Genomic DNA, 15,838 nt, shown 5'->3' with positions numbered 1-15,838 from the left:
CCGCCCCGGCGGCCTTGCCGGCTGGCGGTTTGCCCCCATATAGACAGGATCTGGCCGCCCCGTGGCAGGCTCCCCGGGTGCAGTATCGAGCCGTGGCCGCGCCCTGGGGGCAACACCTTATAGGCACATCATGCAACATATCCCGCCCGAAGACTCCCTCATCGAATATCCCAGCGACTTTCCCATCAAGGTCATGGGCAAGCAGTATCCCGAATTCGCGCAGACGCTGACCGAAGTCGTGCTGCAGTTCGATCCCGAGTTCGACGCCGCCACGGTGGAAATGCGGCCCAGCAAGGGCGGCAACTACATGGGCCTGACCTTCACGGTGCGCGCGACCTCGCGCGAGCAGCTGGACGCGCTCTACCGCGCCCTGCACGGTCATCCGATGGTGTCCATCGTCCTCTAGCGCAAGAGCAGGACAGCTGTGATCAAGTGGCTCGCGCGGCCGGCCGACTACCTGTCGGTCTGGCACGACATGCAGGCGTACACCAATCTGCGCGGCGCCGATACGCCTGACGAGATCTGGCTCTGCGAACACGCGCCGGTCTACACCCTGGGGCAGGCAGGCCTGCCCCAGCACGTGCTCAACCCCGGCAACATTCCCATCGTCCATTGCGACCGCGGCGGGCAGGTGACCTACCACGGTCCTGGCCAGGTCATGGCCTATGCGCTGTTCGACCTGCGCCGCGCCGACATCTACGTCAAGGAATACGTCAATCTGCTGGAAGGCGCGGTCATCGACACGCTGGCCCAGATGGGCGTGGCCGACGCCTGCCGCAAGCCCGGCGCGCCGGGGGTCTACGTGCCCGATCCGGACGGGGGCGAGCTGGCCAAGATCGCGGCGCTGGGCATCAAGATCCGCAACGGCCGTGCCTACCATGGCGTGTCGTTGAACGTGCAGATGGACCTGACGCCGTTCCTGGGCATCAATCCCTGCGGCTATGCGGGCCTGCGCACCGTGGACATGGCGGCCTGTGGCGCGCGCCGCGAGCCCACCGAGACGGGCGAGGCGCTGGCGCGCAATCTGGCGCAGGCCTGGGACCGCGCAAGGAACAAGACATGAAGACCTTTAGCGCGGCCGACGTGGCCGCAACCACGCCAGAAGCACTGGCCCGCCTGCGCGAACAAGGGCCGGCCGAGGACTATGCGGCCTGGATCCGCGCGGCGGCCGAACTGGGGCTGATCGAAGCCCAGACCATCTACGGCCAGATGCTGCTGGACGGCGCCGGCGTGGAGCGCGATCCGGAACAGGGGCTGACGTGGTTCAAGCGCGCCGCCCATGCCGATCACCCCATGGCCATCAACATGGTGGGCCGCTGCTACGAGAACGGCTGGGGCGTGCCGCGTGACGACACGGTCGCGGCCTACTGGTTCCGCCTGGCCGCGGACAAGGGTCTGGACTGGGGCATGTACAACTATGCTCACATGCTGCGCAGTGGCCGCGGCAGCGTGGCGCAGGATCCCGCGGCGGCGCTGGCCCTTTACCAAAAGGCGGCAGACGCCGGCCACGTGAAGTCCATCGGCGTCGTCGGCCGCTTTTACGAGGCTGGCGAGGTGGTCGAGCAGGACATGGAACGCGCCTTCGACTGTTATCAACGCTGCGCCGAAGGCGGCGATTTCCGCGGCATGTTCCACCTGGGTCGGCTGCTCTTGCTGCGCGGACGGAAGCAGGACGCCGTGCAATGGCTGGTGCGCGTGCCTGAAACCGCCACGCCTGCGTTTCTGCAGGAAGCCAACACCATGCTGCAGGACAGCGGTTTTCCGGCGTTGTACGAGTAGGAGAGGTGTAGCGCGGCAGGGCAGAGGTAAGCACTCTCGCGCTTTACGCATCCTACGTGCTCAGTCTTTCCTCAAAAACCACTTCCACCGTAATCCGCTCGCCCGTGCCGCATTCGCCATCCAGGCGGTCCAGCAGCAACTGGCCGGCGCGCCGACCCAGGAGGGCGGCGTCGGCGCCCAGGGTGGTCAAGCCCTGCGCCCACTGCGCGGCGCTGCCGTCGTCCGAGTAGCCCAGCACCGCCAGGTCCTGCGGCACGTGCAGGTCGCGGTTGTGGGCTTCCGAGACCGAGGCAGCGGCCAGCAGATCGCTCGTGCAGAACACCGCATCGAAGATCGTGTTGGTGGTCAGCAAGCGCAGGAAGGCCATGCGGCCGTCGTTCATGTGCTGCACTTCAGGCTGCACGATATCCGCTGCCAGTTCCAATCCGAGTGCGGCTGCGCTGCTGATGAAGCCTTCGCGCCGGGCGCGTTCCCACGGGTTGTCGGCGCTGACGCAGGCGACGCGCGCATGGCGCTTGGCGGCCAGGTGCCGCGCCGCCATGCGGCCGGCTTCCGCGTTGTCGACCACCACGGCGCCGTCCAGCGGCTGTGCGGACAGGCTCCAGGTCTCCACGACGGGGAGCTCCAGCGCCGCCAGGGCAGCGCGCAGGGCGGGATCGTCCAGCGGGCCGATGGCCAGGACGGCGGCGGGGCGCAGCTCACCCAGCAGGGGCTGTGACTGGGCCTCATGCCAGGGGCCGGCGGCCAGGTAGTAGCCCGCAGGCAGCAGCAATCCGGCGCAGGCCTGGATGGCGCGGGCCGCGGGCGCCCAGTCCAGTCGGGGTGCGATCAGAGCGATGGGGCGGGGCGGGGGCAGGGAAGACATGGGCAAAACCGGCGGATTCGTCAGGCGTGACGATAACCCAGCCCGGCTGCGGCCAAGGAGGCTTGCCGCCCGGGGGACGGGACCCCGCGCGGCGGATCCGGGCGGCGGAGGGTAAAATGCCGTTTTTGTCTCAGACCCGGCGCGCGCTCGCGCCGGTCATGAAGGTGCTCCATGTCCACGCTCGCCGAGTCTCCTGTTCCCTCGAACGAATCCGCCGCTGCGCCCGCGGAAGCGGTCTACGATCCGACGCAAAAGCAGAAATCGCAGGCCAAGACCGCGCGCATCCCGATCAAGATCGTTCCGGCCGAGCGCCTGAAGAAGCCTGAATGGATCCGCGTGAAGGCCGCCGCGCCCGGCTCGCGTTTCTACGACATCAAGCGCATCCTGCGCGAGCACAACCTGCACACGGTATGCGAGGAAGCGTCCTGCCCGAACATCGGTGAATGCTTCGGCAAGGGCACGGCCACGTTCATGATCATGGGCGACAAGTGCACCCGCCGCTGCCCCTTCTGTGATGTGGGCCACGGCCGCCCGGATCCACTGGACACCAACGAACCCCTGAACCTGGCGCGCACCATCGCCGCGATGAAGCTGTCCTATGTCGTGATCACCTCGGTGGACCGCGACGACCTGCGCGACGGCGGCGCCGGCCACTTCGTGGATTGCATCACGCACATCCGCGAACTGTCGCCCAGCACCCGCATCGAGGTGCTGGTGCCCGATTTCCGCGGCCGCCTGGACCGCGCGCTGACCATCCTGAACGCCGGTCCCCCGGACGTCATGAACCACAACCTGGAAACCGTGCCGCGCCTGTACAAGCAGGCGCGCCCGGGCTCGGACTACATGCACTCGCTGAAGCTGCTGGCCGAGTTCAAGAAGCTGCACCCCGAAGTCCCCACCAAGTCCGGCCTGATGCTGGGCCTGGGCGAGACCGACGAGGAAATCCTGCAGGTGATGCGGGATATGCGCGAGCACAACGTGGACATGCTGACGATCGGGCAGTATCTGCAGCCGTCCGAACACCATCTGCCGGTGCTGCGGTACGTGCATCCGGATACTTTCGCCATGTTCGAGCGCGAGGCTTATGCGATGGGGTTCTCGCATGCGGCGGTGGGCGCGATGGTGCGGTCTTCATACCATGCGGATGAACAGGCCCACGCCGCTGGCGTGAACTGATTCAGCAGGCCGGCGCGTCGGCGAACGGCGCGCCGTTGCGGTCCTTCTCGGACAGCAGGGGCGGTTGCACGCAGGGCCAGGCAATTGCCAGCTGCGGATCGTTCCAACGTATGCAGCGTTCGTGCTGCGGCGCGTAATAGTCCGTGGTCTTGTACAGCACCTCGGCAAACTCGGACAGCGTCAGGAAGCCGTGGGCGAAGCCCTCCGGTATCCACACCTGGCGCCTGTTCTCCGCGCTGAGTAGCGTGCCCACCCATTTCCCGTATGTCGGCGAGCCGCGCCGCAGATCCACCGCTACGTCGAAGATCTCGCCCGCGCACACGCGCATGAGCTTGCCTTGGGGTTGTTCGATCTGATAATGCAGCCCGCGCAAGACGCCCCGCGCTGAGCGTGAATGATTGTCCTGCACGAAATTGCGCCGCAACCCCGTTGCCGCCTCGAACACTGCCTGGTTGAAGCTTTCGAAGAAAAAGCCACGTTCGTCGCCCAGTACTCTCGGTTCCAGGAGCAAGACGTCGGGAATGGCGAGCGGGGTGGCTTTCATCGGAATGCGGGGTTGCCGGATTGGCTGAGTTGGTCCAGGGTGCGATCTACCTGTTCGGTCCATGATGGCATAGGCAATTGCAGCGCGCGTGACAGTTTGGCGGTATCCAGCGTGGAGTTGCTCGGCCGCCGCGCGGCTGCGGGATAGTCCCGCGCCGCGATCGCATGGATCTGGTCCGGGACCAGCATCAGGCTGGCGCCGCGTGCGGCTGCTCCGGCAACGATGTATCTTGCATAGGCATGCCAGTCGGTCGAACCAGCGGCGGCCAGATGATAGGTCCCGGCGGGCAACTGCCCCGCGCAATGTTGCCGAATCGCCTGGGCGGTAATGTCGGCGACGAATTCGGCCGATGTGGGCGTGCCATGCTGGTCGGACACCACGTTCAGGCTTTGGCGTTCCAGCGCCAGGCGCAGCATGGAGTTCAGGAAATTCTTGCCATGCCACGAATGGACCCAGCCGATCCTGAATACCAGCGCATCGCAACCCGTGGCCTGGATGGCCTGCTCGCCCGCAAGTTTGGTGCTGCCGTATACGTTCAGCGGATTGGGCCTATCGGTTTCCGAGTAGGCCCGCTGTTGGGCGCCGTCGAACACATAGTCGGTCGAAAAATGGACCAGCAGGGCGCGGGCCGCCTGGGCGTGGCGGGCCAGCGTGGCAACTGCCAGCGCATTGACCTGTGCGGCGGTTTCCCGGTCGCTTTCGGCTGCATCCACTGCCGTGTAGGCGGCTGCATTGATGATCACATCGGGCCGGCAGAACGACAAGACCGCTAGCAGCGCATCCGGGTCGCGTAGATCCGCGCCGTCGCGGCCCAGCGCCACGACCTCTCCGAGAGGGAGCAGGGCGTGGTTCAGTTCCCGGCCGACCTGGCCGTCCTTGCCCAGCAATAAGATCTTCACGCGGCCTCTGCCAAGTTCCGTACCGTTCTCTAGCCCGGCCGCGCAGCGCGCGTCCCGGCCGCGAGACTACTTGCGCGCCTGGGCGCCCGCCCAGAACGTGTCTTTCTGTCCCGCATGCTGGTTTATACAACGCGCCAGCACGAACATCAGATCCGACAGCCGGTTCAGATACTGCCGCACGGGCGGGTTCACCGGTTCGACCCGGGCCAGCGCCACCACGGCGCGCTCGGCCCGGCGGCAGACCGTGCGCGCCATGTGCGCCTGCGCCGAACCGCGCGAACCGCCGGGCAGGATGAATTCGCGCAGAGGCGGCAGCGCCGCGTTGTAGTGGGCCAGGCGCGCGTCCAGGCGGGCGATGTGGTCGTCCGTGAGCGCGGTATGGCCAGGGATGCAGAGTTCCGCGCCCATGTCGAACAGGTCGTGCTGGATGGCCAGCAGATCCGCGGATATCTCGGCGGGCAGGTCTTCGGTCAGCAGTACGCCGATCACGCTGTTCAGTTCGTCGACGTCGCCGATGGCCGCGATGCGCGGGGCGTCTTTGGGCGTGCGTGATCCGTCCCCCAGGCCCGTGGTGCCGTCGTCTCCCGTGCGGGTGGCGATGACGGATAAGCGATTGGCCATGGGAGCTCCTGAAATGAGTGACGAAAGGTATGGGTTTTGCGTCCAGCCATGAAACATGGGGGGGCGCGTCGCGGGTTCCGCAATCAACTGTCAGAATTGTTGCGTCCGGGCGAGGGAACTGTTGCACAAGGGCGGTATCCTAGCACTGTGGAAAGCGGGGACGCCGGTTCCGTACTTTCCCTGCAATCGGAGGATATCTGCATGATTTTTGACCGCAAGTATGCAATACCCATGGCCGCCGCGGCAGCCGTGGCCGTCGTCACGCTGGCCGCGCCGCTGGCGTTCGCGCAGCAGGCCGATGCCAGCGGGGAAGTGCGGCGGGTGGACCCCGCGGGCGGCAAGGTCACGATCAAGCACGACGCCATCAAGGCGCTGGACCTGCCCGCGATGACGCTGGTCTATGAAGCGGATCCGGCGCTGCTGGCCAAGATCAAGGCGGGCGACAAGGTGCGCTTCACGGCGGTCCGCAAGGACGGCAAGTACATCGTGACGGCGATCAGCAACTAGCGTCGCCGGGATGGCGCCGCGCGCACGCCGGGCGGCGCAGCGGGCCTGCTGGTCAAAAGAAAACGCCGTGCGCAGCGCCAGGCTGCGGACGGCGTTTTGCTGGCGGCGCGCAAGGCGCGCCCGCGGTTTACAGCACGTAGCGCGCCAGATCCTGGCTGCTGGCGGCTTCGGCCAACTGCGCGTTGACGTAGGCGGCGTCGATCTTCACATGCTTGTCGCTGCTGGAGGTCGCGTCGAAGGACAGTTCGTCCAGCAGCTTCTCCATTACCGTATACAGGCGGCGGGCGCCGATGTTCTCGGTGGTTTCGTTGACCTCGTAGGCGAGCTCCGCCAGGCGGCGCACGCCTTCTTCCGTGAACTCCAGCTGCAGGTCCTCGGTGGCCATCAGCGCCGTGTACTGCTTGGTCAGCGAGGCGTCCGTGTCGGACAAGATGCGCACGAAGTCCTCGGCGGTCAGCGATTCCAGTTCGACGCGGATCGGGAAACGGCCCTGCAGTTCAGGGATCAGGTCCGAGGGGCGCGACAGGTGGAAGGCGCCGGACGCGATGAACAGGATGTGGTCGGTGCGGACCATGCCGTAGCGCGTGTTGACGGTGGTGCCTTCGACCAGCGGCAGCAGGTCGCGCTGCACGCCCTGGCGCGAGACGTCCGCGCCACCGGATTCCTGGCGGGCCGCGATCTTGTCGATTTCGTCCAGGAAGACGATGCCGTTCTGCTCGACGTTGTTGATCGCCACGGTGCGCAGGTCTTCTTCGTTGACGCGCTTGGCGGCTTCTTCGTCGACGATCAGCTTGAAGGCTTCGCGCACCTTCATCTTCTTGGGCTTCTTCTTGTCGCGGGCCATGCCGGCGAACATGCCGCGCAGCTGCTCGGCCATTTCTTCCATGCCGGGGGGCGTCATGACGTCCATTTGCGGCACGGCCTGGGCGACTTCGATTTCGATTTCCAGGTCATCGATCTTGCCTTCGCGCAGGCGCTTGCGGAAGGTCTGGCGGGCGCTGTTGTCTTCGCCGCGTTCCGGCTCGCCGGAGGCGCCGCGCGGGGGCGGCACCAGGGCGTCCAGGATGCGGTCTTCGGCGGCGTCTTCTGCCTGGGTGCGCACGCGGCGCATTTCCAGTTCGCGGGTCTGCTTGATCGAGTATTCGGTCAGGTCGCGGATGATGGTGTCGACGTCGCGGCCCACATAGCCCACTTCGGTGAACTTGGTGGCTTCGATCTTGATGAAGGGCGCGTTGGCCAGCTTGGCCAGGCGGCGCGCGATTTCGGTCTTGCCCACGCCGGTGGGGCCGATCATGAGGATGTTCTTGGGGTGGATCTCGTGGCGCAGGGGTTCGGCGACCTGCTGGCGGCGCCAGCGGTTGCGCAGCGCCACGGCCACGGCGCGCTTGGCGCGGTTCTGGCCGACGATGTACTTGTCGAGTTCGGAGACGATCTCTCCGGGCGTCATGTTGGATGCGGACATGAGGGCGGATCCTTGAAGCTAGGGCGGGCTGGGGTGGCGGCCGCGGCGCGACAGGCGCGCCGCGTGGCGGGCGTCAGTCGCCCAGCGTTTCGATGACGTGGTTCTGGTTGGTGTAGATGCAGAGGTCGCCGGCGATTTCCAGCGATTGCTTGACGACGGCTTCCGGCGAAAGCTCGGTGTTGCGCAGCAGCGCCAGCGCGGCCGACTGCGCATAGGCGCCGCCAGAGCCGATGGCCGCCAGGCCGTGTTCCGGCTCGAGCACGTCGCCGTTGCCAGTCAACACCAGCGTGTGCTCGGCGTCGGCCACGATCAGCATGGCTTCCAGGCGGCGCAGGACGCGGTCGGTGCGCCAGTCGCGGGTCAGTTCGACCGCGGCGCGCATCAGGTTGCCCTGGTGTTTTTCCAGCTTGGCCTCGAAGCGTTCCTGCAGGGTGAACGCGTCGGCGGTGGCGCCGGCAAAGCCGGCCAGAATCTTGTCGTGGTACAGGCGGCGGATCTTGCGGGCCGTGCCCTTGATGACGATGTTGCCCAGGGTGACCTGGCCATCGCCGCCCAGTGCGACGCGGTTGCCGCGGCGCACGCACACGATGGTGGTGGCGTGAAATTGTTCCATGCGTTCCTTCCTATGAAGGGATTAGCTGGGGGCGGTTCTGGGGAAATCAAGGCGGGACGGTTGCGTCCCCTTTGCGTGCCGGCCCAAGAAAAAAGGCCATGCTGGAAACCAGCATAGCCTTTCAGCGTAGGGCTTGAATACGGGACGGATCAGTCGCCGTAGAGCTTCTGGCGCATCTCGCGGCGTTCCTGCGCTTCGAGCGACAGGGTGGCCGTGGGGCGGGCCAAGAGGCGCGGGATGCCGATGGGTTCGCCGGTTTCCTCACACCAGCCGTATTCGCCGCTGTCGATGCGGGCGATGGACTGTTGCACCTTCTTCAGCAGCTTGCGCTCGCGGTCGCGGGTGCGCAGCTCCAGGGCGTGTTCTTCCTCGATCGTGGCGCGGTCGGCGGGATCGGGCACGAACTGCGTTTCGCGCAGGTGCTCGGTGGTTTCGCCGGCGTTGGCCAGGATGTCCTGCTCGAGTTGTTTGAGCCGTTCCTTGAAGAAAGCCAGCTGGCGTTCGTTCATATAGTCGGACTCGGGCATGGCCAGCAATTCCTTCTCGCTGGGCAGATCAATCGCCGTATCGCTCGTCGACTTGCTTGATTTCTTGGTTGCTGCCTTGGTAGCCATGAAAACACTCCACTATGAATCGATCCTGGCGCGGGCGTTCATTCCCGGTCCGTATTACTTGTTGCCTACGCTATTCGTACCTCACAGTACTGCCTTCGTCGCATCACGTCACGTCAGGAAGGGGGATTACCCCGCCAGGCACTGCTCCAAGCCCCGGGTGAAAATCTCCTGGGGCAGCTTACGGCCGATGAAAACCATCTTGGTGGACGGTTTTTCGGCTGCGGTCCACGGCTTGCCGGGTTCGGCGCCCATCATCATGTGCACACCCTGGAACAACATGCGGCGGTTGATGCCCTTCATGTACAGGATGCCCTTGTAGCGCATCAGGTCGGGACCATAGACCTGCACCACGCCGCCCAGGAATTCCTCAAGGCGCGCGGGATCGAACGGCTTGTTGGAACGGAACACGAACGCGCCGATTTCGTCGTCGTGCTGGTGGTGGTGATGATGGTGGGCATGATTGCAATGCGCCCCGCAGTCGCCTTCGTGATCATGGTCATGATCGTGGCCATGGTCATGCCCATGGTCGTGATCGTGGCCGTGGTCATGGGCGGCGTCGGGGTGCTCATCGGCCAGGAAATCCGGGTCGATGTCCAGAATGGAATTCAGGTTGAAGCCGCTGATGTCGATGATGGACTTCAGGTCGACTTCGCCGAAGTTGACCGGCGTGATCGGCGCGCGCGGGTTCATGTGAACCAGGCGGTGGCGCAGCGCTTCGTAGTCGACTTCGTTGACCAGGTCGCGCTTGGAGATCAGGATGCGGTCGGCGAAACCGACTTGCTTCTGGGCTTCGGGCTGGGCGTCGAGGGTGGCCATGCCGTGCTTGGCGTCGACCACCGTGACCACCGCGTCCAGGCGGTAGTACTCGGCAATGTCGTCATCCATGAAGAACGTCTGGCAGACGGGGCCGGGGTTGGCCATGCCGGTCGTTTCGATGATGACGCGTTCGAAAGACAGTTCGCCGGCTTCGCGCTTGGCGCGCAGTTCGCCCAGCGTGCGCATCAGGTCGCCGCGCACCGTGCAGCAGACGCAACCGTTGGACAGCTCGATGATTTCTTCGTCGCGGTCCTGCACCAGCAGGTCGTTGTCGATGCTTTCCGGCCCGAACTCGTTTTCGATGACCGCCACGCGGCGGCCATGGTATTCGGTCAGGATGCGTTTGAGCAGGGTGGTCTTGCCCGCACCGAGAAAGCCGGTGAGGATGGTGACGGGAACCATTTTGTCCAAACTGCGCGGGGTGTTCATGGCGAAGCTGCTAGCGTGAAGTCAAGGCGTTAAACAGGAACTCTCGGCGGGGATCGCAACCCTGTCTTGCAACGCCGTCTTGCGACGTTTCGACGGGGTTTCCCAGTCTTTGCCGGAGGGTGTTTGCCGCAGGCTGCGTGGGCCGCCTGCAGCGGCCGGACGCAGGATTACAGCACAGTCGGGGGCAGGGGGCAAACCCAGGGTCAACCCTGGGGCCGTAGCCATCCAGATGGCGTCCGTACGCCGTCAAGTATCGGGCGATACCACTATTTGGGGGCGGTTTGCCCGATTTCAAGAGCGCGATGCGCGCATCCGGATGAAACGGCCTGTACGGGCTTGCTGCCGATGGCGGAGAACCGCGGGCGGGCTGCCCGCCAGCACTAGTTCTTAATGATGGTGGTGGCCGTGGCCGGCGTCCGCGGCGGGCTGCTTCTGCTGGCATTGGGGGCACAGCGCGCGGATTTCGGTTTCGTGGGTGGCCAGGGCATAGCCGGTCTGGGCGACGCGTTCGGCCAGTTGGCGGCTCATGGCGGGGTCGGACACTTCCGCGACTGCGCCGCAGCCCGTACAGACGACCAGCAGGTCGTGGGGCGCGCCGCCCGCGTCGTGGCAGGCGCTCCAGGCGTTGACGGCGTCCAGGCGGTGGATCAGGCCCTCGTCCATCAGGAAGTCCAGGGCGCGGTACACGGTCGGGGGCGCGGCGCCCGGATGCACGGCGCGCATTGCATCCAGCAATTCATAGGCCTTCAGGCTGCGGCCATGGCGCAGCAGCAGTTCCAGCACCTTGCGGCGGATGGGGGTGAGGCGGCGCCCGCGCTGCTCGCACAGCGCTTCGGCGACGCTGAGCTGGGCGCCGACGGTATCGCTGCGAGGGGTGCGGGGCGGTGCGGACATGGCTGGCTTTATCTCTATGGAAAACGCGCGCGATGCGCGCGAGATGCCTGGAAGGTAGCAGAAAACATCCAGATGCGGGCGAACGCCGTGGAATCAAGCCGTTTAGTTATGATATAACATAATAAAACTGGCTGTAGCCGCTATTTGCCTCCGCATTCTTTCCATGTCCCATTTCACGCTTTTGCCCCGGCGGCCCGGTGCCGCGCCGCGGCAAACACTCCCGCCGCGTTCCGCCTTCCTGGTCTCCGCCTGGCGCCGCATGGCCGCGGCCGTGGTCGCTGCGGCGGCCTTGTGGGCCTTGACCGGTTGGGCGCTGGATTGGTGGGTGCGATGAACGCGCCGGTCACCATCGAGCTGGACGACGCGTCCTTCGGTTGGCATGGGCACGCCGCGCTCAAATCGGTGTCGGGGCGTTTCGCCGCGGGCGGCATGACCGCCGTGGTGGGTCCCAACGGAGCGGGAAAGTCCACGCTGATCAAGGGCATCATGGGTGTGCTGCGTCCCATGGCCGGCAGCGTGCGCATCAGCGGCGCGGGCCGTTCGGAACTGGCCTGGCTGCCCCAGGCCGCGGAGCTGGACCGTTCGTTCCCGGTGTCGGTGCTGGACCTGGTGGCAATGGGCGCCTGGCGCCGAGTGGGGGGATGGCGCAGATATGCGAACCAGGAGCTCGAGCGCTGCATGGACGCGCTGGAGACCGTGGGCATGGCCGACGCGGCCGGACGCGGCGTGGACGCGCTGTCGGGCGGGCAGATGCAGCGTGCGCTGTTCGCGAGGATGCTGGTGCAGGACGCGCCCGTGCTGCTGCTGGATGAACCCTTCGCCGCCGTGGACAGCCACACGGCGGACGACCTGATGGCCCTGCTTTGCGGCCTGCATGGCCAGGGCCGCACCGTGATTGCGGTGCTGCATGACCTGGATCTGGTGCGTGACCATTTCCCCGAGTGCCTGCTGCTGTCCGGTTCGGTGGTGGCCTGGGGAGACACCGAGCACACGCTGAACGACGCGCATCTGAAGCGGGCGCGGCAGTGGTTGGCGGAGGTCCGCGCATGAGCCTGGCGCAATGGGTGGCGTCGCCCTTCCTGGATTACGGTTTCATGCGACGCGCGCTGGCCGGCGCCTGCGCCCTGTCGCTGGGCGCGGCGCCGCTGGGCGTGTTCCTGGTGCTGCGGCGCATGAGCCTGATGGGCGATGCCATGTCGCATGCCATCCTGCCAGGCGTGGCGGCGGGCTTTCTGTTGGCCGGACTGTCGCTGGGCGCAATGATGCTGGGCGGCATCGTCACGGGGCTGGCCGTGGCGTTGCTGGCGGGATTGGTGGCGCGCATGACGCCGCTGCGTGAGGACGCCAGCTTTGCCGCGTTCTATTTGATATCGCTGGGGCTGGGCGTGCTGCTGGTGTCCCTGCGCGGCTCCAATATGGATTTGTTGCACGTGTTGTTCGGCACGGTGCTGGGGCTGGACGACGCGGCATTGCTGCTGGTGACGGCCACGGCCAGCGTGACCCTCCTGGCGTTGGCCGCGATCTACCGGCTGCTGGTGGCCGAATGCCTGGACCCGGGTTTCCTGCGTGCCAGCGGCGGCGGCGGAGGCTGGGTCCACATGGCTTTCCTGGTGCTGGTGGTGGTGAACCTGGTGGCGGGCTTTCAGGTGCTGGGCACGTTGATGGTGGTCGGCATCATGATGCTGCCGGCCGCCGCCGCGCGCTTCTGGGTCCGCTCTGCCGCCCACCAGATCCCGCTGGCCGCGGGACTGGGCGTGACAGCCTCGACGACCGGTCTGCTCATTTCGTACCACTTCAATGTGCCGGCCTCGCCCGCGATCATCCTGGCGGCCGGCGCCTTTTATCTGTTTTCCATCGTGGGCGGCCCGCAAGGCGGGCTGCTGCCGGCGCGACGCCGCATGCGCCGCGCCTGACTCATCCAATAGGAGATACGCCATGCGTTTCCATTCCCTGGCGCGCCGCCGCGCGCTGCTCGCCACGGCCGGCCTGTGCCTGTCGGCGCTGTTCGGAACCGCGCAGGCCGCCGAACCGTTGAAGGCCGTGGCCAGCTTTTCCATCCTGGGCGACATCGTGCGGGAAGTGGGCGGCGCCGACGTCAGCGTGGCCACGCTGGTGGGGCCCGATGGCGACGCGCACGAATATGAGCCGACGCCGGGCGATGCGAAGAAGCTGGCTGCCGCGCGCGTGCTGTTCGTCAACGGCCTGGATTTCGAGACCTGGATGCCGCGCCTGGCGAAGGCGTCGGGCTTTGCCGGCGCTACCGTGGTCGCGTCCCAGGGCGTGAAGACGCGCACGTTCGCGAGCGGCGGGCATGATGATGGGCACGACCACGACCACGACCACGACCACGACCACGACCACGACCATCGCCATGATCATGGCCATCACCATCACGGCGGCGCCGATCCGCACGCATGGCAGAACCTGGCCAATGGCGTCATCTACGCCCGCAATGTGGCCGAAGGGTTGGCTGCCGCCGATCCCGCGCATGCCGACGCCTATCGCCAGCGCGCGCAAGCCTATATCGCGCGCCTGCAGGCGCTGGACGCGCAGGTCCGCAAGACCTTTGCCGCGATTCCGGCCGAGCGCCGCAAGATCGTGACTTCCCATGACGCCTTCGGTTATTTCGGCGATGCCTACGGCGTGGCGTTCATTCCCGTGATGGGCGTGTCGACGGATGCGGAACCCGCCGCAGGCGAGGTGGCCCGCATCATCGAACAGGTCAAGCGCGAGCGTGTGCCTGCGGTATTCGTGGAGAACATCAGCAGCCCCAAGCTGGTCCAGCAGATCTCCCGCGAAACCGGGGCCAAGGTGGGTGGTACGCTTTATTCCGACGCCCTGTCCAAGCCCGGACAGCCCGGCGCCACCTACCTGGAAATGTTTGAATGGAACGCACGTCAGCTCGCCGCGGCCATGCAGCCCTGACCGCGGCGGCGATGCTGCTGGCGGCAGGCGCCGCCAGCGCGCACCCGCATATGTGGATCGATGCCCGCGCGGCGATCGATATCGATGGACAGCAGCGCATCACGGCGGTGCGGCAGGTCTGGCTGTTTGACGAGATGTTCGGCGCCTACGCCACGCAGGGATTGAAGAAGGGCAAGGACGGTTCGCTGTCGCCCGAGATCCTGCAGGGCATGGCGCGGGACTGGATGCAGGCGTTGGGCGAACCGATCTCGCACTACTTCACCCGCGTCACCGTGGACGGCAAGACCTCGGCTTTCGCGGCCCCGCAAGATGCGCGCGTCGACTGGAACCCAAAGACCACGCGGCTGACGCTGTCCTTCACTTTGCCGCTGGCCACGCCAGTGGCGCCGGACGCAGGCGGCGCGCAGGTGGACATCTACGATCCCACCTATTTCGTGGCCTACGCCTTCGATGAAAGCGGCGCGGTATCGCTGGGCGGACAGGGCGCCAAGACCTGCACGTCCGCCTACCGCAAGCCCAAGGAACTGGATTGGAAAACCATGCAGCAATTGGCCGCGATCCCGGCCGACCCGGACGCCTTGCCGGACGAGCTTTTTGCGATCACCAAGGGGCTGACGCACCGCATCGAGGTGCGTTGCGGGTAATGCTCGCGCTGCTGGCCGTGCTGCTGCTGGGCGGCGCGGGCGCGGCCGCGGCCCAGGGTGCGCATCCCTTCGGCGTGCCGGAGAGCGGGGCGGGCGTGGGCGGGCCGGGTTGGCTGGCCGGCTTCTTTGGTCAGGTGTCGGTCTGGCAAAGCCATTTCTACCGGCAGCTGACGGGCGCGGTGCGCGCCTGGCAGGCCGAGGGCGGCGCGGCCTGGGCCTTGATCGGCCTGTCCTTTGCCTATGGCGTATTCCATGCCCTGGGGCCGGGACATGGCAAGGCCGTGATCTCTTCCTACGTGCTGGCCAACCGCCAGACCGCGCGCAACGGCGCGCTGCTGGCGCTGGCGTCCGCGCTGATCCAGGCGTTGGTGGCGATTGCGCTGGTGGCGGTGCTGGCGCTGATCTTCAACGCCACCGCGGCCACGATGAACAACGCGACGCGCTGGCTGGAACTTGGCTCCTATGCGCTGGTGACCTTGTTGGGCATGTGGCTGGTGTGGGTCAAGGCGGTTCGTCCGCTGTTGCGGACCCGTGCCGGACGGGCGTCTACGGGGTCGATGCCAGAGCACGGCCATGGGCATGGACATGAGCACACTCACCATCATCACCACGATCACGATCACGATTGCGGCTGCGGCCACGCACATGTGCCCGCGCCGGCGCAGGTGTCTGGCCCGTTGAACTGGCGTCGCGCGGCAACGGCGATCCTGGCCGTGGGCTTGCGCCCGTGCAGCGGCGCGTTGATCGTGCTGGTGTTCGCGCTGGCGCAGGGCTTTTTTCTGGCCGGCGTGGCTTCGGCCCTGGCGATGGGCCTGGGTACCGGACTGACGGTGGCGGCGCTGGCGTGCCTGGCGGTTGCGGCCGGGGGCGCGGCCACGCGCGTCGGCAGCCGGCTGTCCAGTGTTGGCGCGGCGCGCCTGCGCTATGGCGTGGAAGCGCTGGCGGCACTGGCGGTGCTGTTGCTGGGGGTGATGCTGCTGGGCGGCGTGATCGCGGGAGGCGGCTAGGGAACGGTCGCGCGAATTTGCGTAGCTGTTTCACCAGAATGCG

The 15,838-nt window shown here is 66.4% G+C and carries 19 protein-coding genes; 10 read left to right on the top strand and 9 right to left on the bottom strand.

Annotation, left to right across the window (positions count from 1 at the left end):
• Positions 1 to 130 precede the first annotated feature (130 nt).
• From IB268_RS21975 to IB268_RS21965, 3 genes are read left to right on the top strand one after another with little or no spacing between them, the layout of a single operon-like run.
• Entirely contained in the window at positions 131 to 406 is a 276-nt protein-coding gene (locus IB268_RS21975) for a YbeD family protein (protein ID WP_192354800.1), read from the top strand.
• Between the two features lie 18 nt (positions 407 to 424).
• Positions 425 to 1,063 (top strand): lipoyl(octanoyl) transferase LipB, encoded by a 639-nt coding sequence (gene lipB / locus IB268_RS21970; protein ID WP_054457064.1) that lies wholly within the window; start codon positions 425 to 427, stop codon positions 1,061 to 1,063.
• The gene (locus tag IB268_RS21965; protein ID WP_125471169.1) at positions 1,060 to 1,779 is read left to right on the top strand and encodes a tetratricopeptide repeat protein; all 720 of its coding nucleotides are present in this window, start codon (positions 1,060 to 1,062) and stop codon (positions 1,777 to 1,779) included. Before lipB ends, IB268_RS21965 begins: the two co-directional genes overlap by 4 nt.
• A 52-nt stretch (positions 1,780 to 1,831) precedes the next feature.
• Here the strand turns inward: IB268_RS21965 and IB268_RS21960 are convergent, their stop codons facing one another.
• Positions 1,832 to 2,644, bottom strand: coding sequence for a substrate-binding domain-containing protein (locus IB268_RS21960; RefSeq protein WP_192354799.1), 813 nt, complete (start codon positions 2,642 to 2,644; stop codon positions 1,832 to 1,834).
• 171 nt (positions 2,645 to 2,815) lie between these two features.
• On the opposite strand from IB268_RS21960, the gene lipA reads away from it, so the two are divergent.
• Positions 2,816 to 3,820 (top strand): lipoyl synthase, encoded by a 1,005-nt coding sequence (gene lipA / locus IB268_RS21955; RefSeq protein ID WP_054457058.1) that lies wholly within the window; start codon positions 2,816 to 2,818, stop codon positions 3,818 to 3,820.
• Between the two features lies 1 nt (position 3,821).
• Here lipA and rfbC read toward each other — a convergent pair whose 3' ends face one another.
• From rfbC to IB268_RS21940, 3 genes are all read right to left on the bottom strand, one after another.
• Positions 3,822 to 4,364, bottom strand: a complete 543-nt coding sequence (rfbC, locus tag IB268_RS21950) for a dTDP-4-dehydrorhamnose 3,5-epimerase (RefSeq protein WP_125471167.1) — start codon at positions 4,362 to 4,364, stop codon at positions 3,822 to 3,824.
• Positions 4,361 to 5,263 (bottom strand): dTDP-4-dehydrorhamnose reductase, encoded by a 903-nt coding sequence (gene rfbD / locus IB268_RS21945; RefSeq protein ID WP_125471166.1) that lies wholly within the window; start codon positions 5,261 to 5,263, stop codon positions 4,361 to 4,363. Before rfbD ends, rfbC begins: the two co-directional genes overlap by 4 nt.
• Before the next feature lie 66 nt (positions 5,264 to 5,329).
• A complete protein-coding gene (locus IB268_RS21940) occupies positions 5,330 to 5,884 on the bottom strand; it encodes a cob(I)yrinic acid a,c-diamide adenosyltransferase (protein ID WP_054457048.1) in 555 nt (184 codons plus the stop codon).
• A gap of 201 nt (positions 5,885 to 6,085) precedes the next feature.
• Between IB268_RS21940 and IB268_RS21935 the strand changes: the two genes are divergently transcribed.
• Positions 6,086 to 6,391 (top strand): copper-binding protein, encoded by a 306-nt coding sequence (locus IB268_RS21935; RefSeq protein ID WP_054457046.1) that lies wholly within the window; start codon positions 6,086 to 6,088, stop codon positions 6,389 to 6,391.
• Between the two features lie 127 nt (positions 6,392 to 6,518).
• Here IB268_RS21935 and hslU read toward each other — a convergent pair whose 3' ends face one another.
• The 5 genes from hslU to IB268_RS21910 all read right to left on the bottom strand — a co-directional run bounded on the left by hslU (position 6,519) and on the right by IB268_RS21910 (position 11,219).
• On the bottom strand, positions 6,519 to 7,853 hold the full coding sequence (hslU, locus tag IB268_RS21930) for an ATP-dependent protease ATPase subunit HslU (protein WP_054457045.1): 1,335 nt from the start codon (positions 7,851 to 7,853) through the stop codon (positions 6,519 to 6,521).
• Positions 7,854 to 7,926: 73 nt separating this feature from the next.
• On the bottom strand, positions 7,927 to 8,466 hold the full coding sequence (gene hslV, locus IB268_RS21925; RefSeq protein ID WP_013396837.1) for an ATP-dependent protease subunit HslV: 540 nt from the start codon (positions 8,464 to 8,466) through the stop codon (positions 7,927 to 7,929).
• A 149-nt stretch (positions 8,467 to 8,615) separates the two neighbouring features.
• On the bottom strand, positions 8,616 to 9,080 hold the full coding sequence (gene dksA, locus IB268_RS21920; protein WP_006389752.1) for an RNA polymerase-binding protein DksA: 465 nt from the start codon (positions 9,078 to 9,080) through the stop codon (positions 8,616 to 8,618).
• 126 nt (positions 9,081 to 9,206) lie between these two features.
• Positions 9,207 to 10,325: a GTP-binding protein gene (locus IB268_RS21915; protein ID WP_054457043.1), complete on the bottom strand. Its 1,119-nt coding sequence runs from the start codon at positions 10,323 to 10,325 to the stop codon at positions 9,207 to 9,209.
• Between the two features lie 387 nt (positions 10,326 to 10,712).
• Positions 10,713 to 11,219, bottom strand: coding sequence for a Fur family transcriptional regulator (locus tag IB268_RS21910; protein WP_013396835.1), 507 nt, complete (start codon positions 11,217 to 11,219; stop codon positions 10,713 to 10,715).
• Positions 11,220 to 11,549: 330 nt separating this feature from the next.
• Here IB268_RS21910 and IB268_RS21905 point away from each other — a divergent pair, with 330 nt between their 5' ends.
• Genes IB268_RS21905 through IB268_RS21885 form a run of 5 tightly spaced genes read left to right on the top strand, consistent with a single transcriptional unit; the run spans position 11,550 to position 15,795 of the window.
• Complete coding sequence (locus tag IB268_RS21905; protein ID WP_119450151.1) at positions 11,550 to 12,269, top strand: metal ABC transporter ATP-binding protein; 720 nt, start codon at positions 11,550 to 11,552, stop codon at positions 12,267 to 12,269.
• Positions 12,266 to 13,132: a metal ABC transporter permease gene (locus tag IB268_RS21900; RefSeq protein WP_192354798.1), complete on the top strand. Its 867-nt coding sequence runs from the start codon at positions 12,266 to 12,268 to the stop codon at positions 13,130 to 13,132. The genes IB268_RS21905 and IB268_RS21900 overlap by 4 nt, the downstream gene beginning before the upstream one ends.
• A 22-nt stretch (positions 13,133 to 13,154) precedes the next feature.
• Positions 13,155 to 14,144 (top strand): metal ABC transporter substrate-binding protein, encoded by a 990-nt coding sequence (locus tag IB268_RS21895; RefSeq protein ID WP_225591448.1) that lies wholly within the window; start codon positions 13,155 to 13,157, stop codon positions 14,142 to 14,144.
• The gene (locus IB268_RS21890; RefSeq protein WP_225591447.1) at positions 14,105 to 14,788 is read left to right on the top strand and encodes a DUF1007 family protein; all 684 of its coding nucleotides are present in this window, start codon (positions 14,105 to 14,107) and stop codon (positions 14,786 to 14,788) included. The genes IB268_RS21895 and IB268_RS21890 overlap by 40 nt, the downstream gene beginning before the upstream one ends.
• Positions 14,788 to 15,795 carry a nickel/cobalt transporter gene (locus IB268_RS21885; RefSeq protein ID WP_119450153.1) on the top strand — a complete coding sequence of 336 codons (1,008 nt, stop codon included), beginning with the start codon at positions 14,788 to 14,790 and terminating at the stop codon, positions 15,793 to 15,795. The genes IB268_RS21890 and IB268_RS21885 overlap by 1 nt, the downstream gene beginning before the upstream one ends.
• Positions 15,796 to 15,838 lie beyond the last annotated feature (43 nt).

The organism is Achromobacter sp. ACM01 (genome assembly GCF_014851745.1).
GTDB classification, from domain to species: Bacteria; Pseudomonadota; Gammaproteobacteria; order Burkholderiales; family Burkholderiaceae_B; genus Achromobacter; species Achromobacter aegrifaciens.
Note: the sequence above shows the minus strand (reverse complement) of the source record. Positions and strands in the feature narration are given on the sequence as shown.

Coding starts and splice junctions, on each gene's coding strand:
- IB268_RS21975 (WP_192354800.1), top strand. CDS start 131: ATGCAACATATCCCGCCCGAAGACTCCCTCATCGAATATCCCAGCGAC.
- IB268_RS21965 (WP_125471169.1), top strand. CDS start 1,060: ATGAAGACCTTTAGCGCGGCCGACGTGGCCGCAACCACGCCAGAAGCA.
- IB268_RS21960 (WP_192354799.1), bottom strand. CDS start 2,644: ATGTCTTCCCTGCCCCCGCCCCGCCCCATCGCTCTGATCGCACCCCGA.
- lipA (WP_054457058.1), top strand. CDS start 2,816: ATGTCCACGCTCGCCGAGTCTCCTGTTCCCTCGAACGAATCCGCCGCT.
- rfbC (WP_125471167.1), bottom strand. CDS start 4,364: ATGAAAGCCACCCCGCTCGCCATTCCCGACGTCTTGCTCCTGGAACCG.
- IB268_RS21940 (WP_054457048.1), bottom strand. CDS start 5,884: ATGGCCAATCGCTTATCCGTCATCGCCACCCGCACGGGAGACGACGGC.
- IB268_RS21935 (WP_054457046.1), top strand. CDS start 6,086: ATGATTTTTGACCGCAAGTATGCAATACCCATGGCCGCCGCGGCAGCC.
- hslU (WP_054457045.1), bottom strand. CDS start 7,853: ATGTCCGCATCCAACATGACGCCCGGAGAGATCGTCTCCGAACTCGAC.
- hslV (WP_013396837.1), bottom strand. CDS start 8,466: ATGGAACAATTTCACGCCACCACCATCGTGTGCGTGCGCCGCGGCAAC.
- dksA (WP_006389752.1), bottom strand. CDS start 9,080: ATGGCTACCAAGGCAGCAACCAAGAAATCAAGCAAGTCGACGAGCGAT.
- IB268_RS21915 (WP_054457043.1), bottom strand. CDS start 10,325: ATGAACACCCCGCGCAGTTTGGACAAAATGGTTCCCGTCACCATCCTC.
- IB268_RS21910 (WP_013396835.1), bottom strand. CDS start 11,219: ATGTCCGCACCGCCCCGCACCCCTCGCAGCGATACCGTCGGCGCCCAG.
- IB268_RS21905 (WP_119450151.1), top strand. CDS start 11,550: ATGAACGCGCCGGTCACCATCGAGCTGGACGACGCGTCCTTCGGTTGG.
- IB268_RS21900 (WP_192354798.1), top strand. CDS start 12,266: ATGAGCCTGGCGCAATGGGTGGCGTCGCCCTTCCTGGATTACGGTTTC.
- IB268_RS21895 (WP_225591448.1), top strand. CDS start 13,155: ATGCGTTTCCATTCCCTGGCGCGCCGCCGCGCGCTGCTCGCCACGGCC.
- IB268_RS21890 (WP_225591447.1), top strand. CDS start 14,105: ATGGAACGCACGTCAGCTCGCCGCGGCCATGCAGCCCTGACCGCGGCG.
- IB268_RS21885 (WP_119450153.1), top strand. CDS start 14,788: ATGCTCGCGCTGCTGGCCGTGCTGCTGCTGGGCGGCGCGGGCGCGGCC.